This is a genomic window from Pseudomonas defluvii (assembly GCF_001695625.1).
Classification (GTDB): Bacteria; Pseudomonadota; Gammaproteobacteria; order Pseudomonadales; family Pseudomonadaceae; genus Aquipseudomonas; species Aquipseudomonas defluvii.
On record NZ_MBPN01000179.1, the window covers coordinates 1 to 5,671 of the forward strand.

A 5,671-nucleotide genomic window follows, 5' to 3' on the forward strand; every position below is an offset into this window, starting at 1 on the left:
GGCCATCAACTGCTGGCCGGCAAGTCCGTACTGATTACCGCCGCTGCGGGTGCGGGTATTGGTTATTCGGCGGCCCGTCGCAGCGCCGAAGAGGGCTGCCGGGCATTGATGATTTCGGATGTGCACCCGCGCCGCCTGGAAGAGGCGGTGGAGCGGCTCAAGGCCGAAACGGGTTTACAGGCTATTTACGGCCAACTGTGCAATGTCACGGTAGAGGACGAGGTTCAGGCCTTGGTCGACAGCGCCGAGTCCCAACTGGGCGGTGTCGATGTGCTGATCAACAACGCCGGCCTCGGTGGCCAGAAGCGGCTGGTCGACATGAGCGACGAGGAATGGTCGCGGGTACTCGACGTGACGCTCACCGGTACCTTCCGCATGACCCGCGCCATGCTCCCGCACATGCAGCGGCGTGGTGCTGGTGCCATCGTCAACAACGCTTCGGTACTGGGCTGGCGCGCCCAGAAAGAGCAGGCGCACTACGCTGCCGCCAAGGCCGGGGTGATGGCCCTGACCCGCTGCAGCGCCCTGGAGGCTGCGGAATTCGGGGTTCGGATCAACGCCGTCTCGCCTTCGATTGCCCTGCACGACTTTCTCAAGAAAGCCTCCAGCGAGGAACTGCTTGCCCGTCTTGCTGACCGCGAGGCCTTCGGCCGTGCGGCCGAAGTCTGGGAAGTGGCCAACGTGATGATGTTCCTGGCCAGCGACTACGCCTCCTACATGGTTGGCGAAGTGTTGTCCGTCAGTTCGCAGCAGGCCTGAGGAGTCCGTGATGAGTCATACCTTCAGCAGCGCCCAGGCGTTGCTCGAGGCCGAGGGCCTCGACCTTGGCTACACCGAATGGCTGAGCATCAGCCAGGAGCGGATCAACCTGTTTGCCGAAGCCACGGGCGACCACCAGTGGATTCATGTCGATCCTGTGCGTGCCGCCAGCGGCCCTTTCGGCGTTTGTATCGCCCACGGCTACCTGACCCAGGCACTGGCGAACCTGTTCATGCCGCAGTTGCTCACCCTCGAAAACATGGCGATGGGGGTCAACTATGGCAGTGACCGGGTGCGCTTTCCCGCGCCGGTCAGGGTCGGTTCGCGTGTACGCGGGCATGGCGTCATTGTGCGTGCCGAGCAACTTGGCGAAGCCGTGCAACTGGTGGTGCGCATCACCGTGGAAATCGAGGGCGAAGCGCGCCCTGGCTGCGTGGTGGACACCATCAGCCGTTACACCTTCAACCCTATTGCCGAGTGAGCCTGTTCATGGACCTGAATGAAGTTGTGATTGTCGCCACCGCGCGTACCGCGCTGGCCAAGTCGTTCCGTGGATCGTTCAACGACACCGAGGCCCCTGTGCTGGGCGGCCATGTAGTTCGTGCCGTCGTCGAACGGGCCGGTATCGAAGCTGAGGCGGTAGAGGATGTGATCATGGGCGCTGCCGTGCAACAGGGCACCCAGGCCTACAACATCGGTCGTCTGTGTGCCTATACCGGTGGTTTGCCGGACACTGTGCCGGGCATGGCCCTGGACCGTATGTGCGCATCAGGCCTGATGAGTATTGGTGTCGCCGCCAAGGGCATCATGACCGGCGAGATGAGCATTGCCATTGCTGGCGGCGTCGAGTCGCTGTCCCTGACCCAGACCAAGCACAAGAACACTTACCGTGCCCAGTCCGAGGCGGTGCTGGAGGTGATGCCCAGTGCTTACATTCCAATGCTGGAAACGGCCGAAATTGTGTCGCGTCGCTATGGCATCAGCCGGGCTGCGCAGGATGAGTATGCCTTGCAGAGTCAACTGCGCACTGCGGCCGCGCAGCGTGACGGGCTGTTCGACGATGAAATCGTCGGCCTGACGGTCGACAAACTGTGTTTCGACGAGGCGGGCCAACCCAGCGGGCATACCCGGGTGTTGGTCGAGCGCGATGAGTGCAACAGGCCAGGTACCCGTCTGGAGGACCTGACTGCGCTCAAGCCGGTCTGGAAAGATGGCAAATGGGTTGCACAGGGTGAGTTCATTACCGCGGGCAACGCCTCGCAGTTCTCCGATGGCGCCTCGGCAAGCCTGTTGATGAGCCGTGCGCAAGCCCGGCACCGTGGCCTGACGCCGCTGGGCATCTACCGCGGGATCGCCGTCGGCGGTTGCGCACCCGAAGAAATGGGCATTGGCCCGGTGGTGGCGGTCCCTCGCTTGCTCAAGCGCTTTGGCCTGAGCGTGGCGGACATTGGCCTGTGGGAAATCAACGAGGCCTTTGCTTGCCAGGTGTTGCATTGCCGGGACGCGCTGGGCATCCCGGCCGAGCGCTTGAACGTCAATGGCGGGGCCATTGCCATTGGCCATCCGTTCGGCATGTCGGGCGCTCGTATGGTCGGTCACGCCTTGCTCGAAGGCCGCCGTCGCGGCGTGCGTTACGTGGTCGTGGCCATGTGCATTGGTGGCGGCATGGGTGCTGCCGGCTTGTTCGAGCTGCCTTGATCGCCAACGAACTCGGCCGAGCGCTCTGACTAGGCCGTTTGGACGATGTAGCACGGGCGGGGCGGTCTGATGATCCTTCAAACAAAATCAAGAGGATCGCCCCATGATGCCCGTCCCGTGCCCCTGCGTTTCGCCATGGAGTCCAGTATGCGCCAGCTGATTGGATACGCCATGAGCGCCATCATCATCGCTGCGGTGGCCTTCGCCTTCTCGCCGCGTAACCCCACACCGTTGGCGATCACCCGGATCAATGCCGACCGGGTTCAGGTCAACGCCTTGCTGGCCAATGGTTCGCAACTGATCGCGGTGGGCGAGCGTGGCACGATTCTGACCAGCACCGACAGCGGCCTGTCCTGGCAAACCAGCCAGGTGGCCGCCGGGCGTGAGGCGACCCTCACCGGGGTCATTGCCCTGAGCCCCGAGGTACTGGTCGCGGTTGGCCATGATGGCTGGATCCTGCGTTCAAGCGACAGCGGCAAGACCTGGCAGGAGACGCGCTACGACGCGCAGCTGGGTGAGCCGTTACTGGGTGTGTGGAGTGGCGACGGCAAGCATGTGGTCGCCTATGGCAGCTACGGCAAGTACCTGGAGTCGAGTGATGCCGGTGAACACTGGACGCCCCGTGACATGCCGGGCGAGGGCGCACATTTCAATGGCCTGGACGGCGGCGCTGATGGCCGGCAGATGCTGGTGGGCGAGCAGGGGCTGGTGCTGCGATCCAGTAATGGCGGGCAAGACTGGCAGAGCCTGACGCCGTTCTACAACGGCTCGCTGTTTGGCGTGGTGCGCTTGTCGGCCTCCCGCTGGCTGGCGTACGGCATGCGCGGGCATGTCTTTATCAGTACCGATTTCGGGGACAGCTGGAGTCAGGTCGATATTGGCAGCAGCCAGCCAATTTATGGCCATGCGTTGTTGCCCCAGCACGCTGGCCTGGTGCTGGTTGGTGCCGGTAGCCGGCTGATCCGACTGGATGCCGACGGCGCGTTGGTCGACAGCGCTCAACGGGCTGGCTTGGGCACCTTGACCTCGGCAGTGGTTCTCAACGCCCGTCGTTTGCTGGTGGCCGGGGAACGTGGGGTATTTCAGGGCGCAGACGGTGGTCTTGCCGCCGTTGCACAGTGAGTAGGCATATGACACAGACTACAGGTTGGATCGAACGCCGCGTGCAAGACTGCGCGGACGTATTGCTGAACCACCGACGCTGGTGGCTGGGGCTGTTCATGCTGGTGACGGTGGCCCTGGGCTATAGCGCAACCCAGGTGCGGCTGGACCCCGGGTTCAACAAGCAGATTCCGGTACGCCACGAGTACATGTTGAGCTTCCTGGACTTCAGTCGGGTGTTCACGGGCGCCAACCGGCTGCTGGTGAACGTGCACTGGAAGGGCGAGGGTGACATCTATAACCCGGAGTTTCTTCGGGTGCTGCAGCAGGTTACCGATGATGTGTTCTTCATCTCCGGGGTCAGCCGCCCGAGTGTGACCTCGCTGTTTACCCCGAACGTGCGCTATGTCGAGATCACCGAAGAAGGGTATGTCGGTGACCTGGTGGTACCGCCGCAATACGCCGGTACCGACGAGGACCTTCAGAAAGTTCGCAGCAATGCTGCCCGCGCCGGGCAGGTTGGCCGGCTGCTGGCCAACGATCAGCGCTCGGCCATGGTGCGGGCCGACTTGCAGGACACCGACCCGAAAACCGGGCAGCCGGTGTCCTATGTCGAAATCGCCAAGCGCCTCGAAGAGATCCGGGCCAAATACAACAGCCCGACCATTGAGATCAACGTGGTGGGGTTCGCCAAGTTGGTCGGAGATGTGGTTGAAGGGCTCAATACCGTCATGCTGTTCTTTGTCGTGGCGTTCATCATCACCGCATTGCTGCTCTGGGCTTACTCGCGTTCCTTGCCATTGACCGTCGTGGCCCTGGTCGTAGCGCTGTTGCCCGTGGTCTGGTTGCTCGGGCTGCTGCCACTGTTGGGGCTGGGCATCGACCCGATGTCCGTGCTGGTGCCGTTCCTGATCTTCTCCATTGGCGTGTCCCATGCGGTACAGATGACCAACGCCTGGAAGCAGGACGTGCTGGCCGGCAGTTCCTCGCTGCAGGCGGCGCGCTCGGCGTTCTGCAAGATCTTCATTCCAGGGTCCCTGGCGCTGCTGATGAATGCCCTGGGTTTTGCGGTGATCATGCTGATCGATATCCCCATCGTGCATGAATTGGGGGTGACTGCCTGCATGGGCGTAATGTTGATGATCATCACCAACAAGATGATGTTGCCACTGATCATTTCTCATTTGTCCCTGGGATCGTCTGCGCGTGCAGCACGACCGACGCATGACGCGGCTCGCCACCCGTTGTGGTGGCGGTTGTCGGCGCTGGCTGAGCCGCGTCCGGCACTGGTGGTGTTCGCCATCAGCCTGGTGTTGCTCGGCTTCGGCGTGTTCAAGGCGCGGGAACTGGCGGTCGGCGACATTGGCCCGGGTGCCCCTGAACTGCGCGCCGACTCGCGCTACAACCAGGACAACCAGCGGATTATCGACAGCTACTCGATCGGCCTGGATGTGCTGGCGGTCTTCCTTCAGACCCAGGGTATCGACGAAGCCTGTCTGAACCCGGGTGTCATGCGTGCGGTCGAGGCCTTTGATTTCCAGATGCGCAATGTCGCGGGCGTGCAGTCGGTGCAGAGCGTTGCCGGCATGGGCAAGGAAATGATTGCCGGCAATAACGAAGGGAACCCGCGCTGGTCGGCTATCCCGGGTTCGTCGCGCGGCTTGCAGCAGGGCTCGATGGCTTATTCGCCGGATTCCGGGCTGGTCACCGATGGCTGCAAGCGCATGCAGATCCTGGTGTTCCTCAACGATCATGAGGGCGCGACGGTGTTCCATGTGGTCAATGAAGCCAAGCGGATTATCGCCGGTATCCGGGCGCCTGGGGTTGAGTTCAAGCTGGCTGGCGGCAACATCGGGGTCATGGCAGCCTCCAATGAAGCGGTGAAACGTGCTGAAGTGTGGATGCTCGCGGCGTTGTTCTGCTCGGTGGCGTTTTTCTGCCTGCTGACCTTCCGTTCATTGCGCGCAGTGCTGTGCATTCTGGTGCCCATGGGCATCGTGGCGATTCTTTGCAATGCGCTGATGGCCATGCTCGGTATTGGCCTGAAAGTCGCGACCTTGCCGGTGATGGCGCTGGGCGTCGGGGTCGGGGTGGACTACGGCATTTACTTGTA

Annotated in this window: 5 protein-coding genes; all 5 read left to right on the forward strand. The window is 62.5% G+C overall.

What is annotated here, in order from left to right; genetic code table 11:
• The coding region (locus EKA13_RS25620; RefSeq protein ID WP_065761871.1) for an SDR family oxidoreductase at nucleotides 1-759 on the forward strand (759 nt) is incomplete at its 5' end.
• Nucleotides 760-769: 10 nt separating this feature from the next.
• On the forward strand, nucleotides 770-1,240 hold the full coding sequence (locus tag EKA13_RS25625) for a MaoC family dehydratase (protein ID WP_065761872.1): 471 nt from the start codon (nucleotides 770-772) through the stop codon (nucleotides 1,238-1,240).
• An 8-nt stretch (nucleotides 1,241-1,248) separates the two neighbouring features.
• Nucleotides 1,249-2,457, forward strand: coding sequence for an acetyl-CoA C-acyltransferase (locus EKA13_RS25630; RefSeq protein WP_083199915.1), 1,209 nt, complete (start codon nucleotides 1,249-1,251; stop codon nucleotides 2,455-2,457).
• Nucleotides 2,458-2,604: 147 nt separating this feature from the next.
• The gene (locus EKA13_RS25635; protein ID WP_065761873.1) at nucleotides 2,605-3,579 is read left to right on the forward strand and encodes a WD40/YVTN/BNR-like repeat-containing protein; all 975 of its coding nucleotides are present in this window, start codon (nucleotides 2,605-2,607) and stop codon (nucleotides 3,577-3,579) included.
• Between the two features lie 8 nt (nucleotides 3,580-3,587).
• Nucleotides 3,588-5,671: efflux RND transporter permease subunit (locus EKA13_RS25640; protein ID WP_065761874.1), on the forward strand; the 2,084-nt coding region annotated here is incomplete at its 3' end.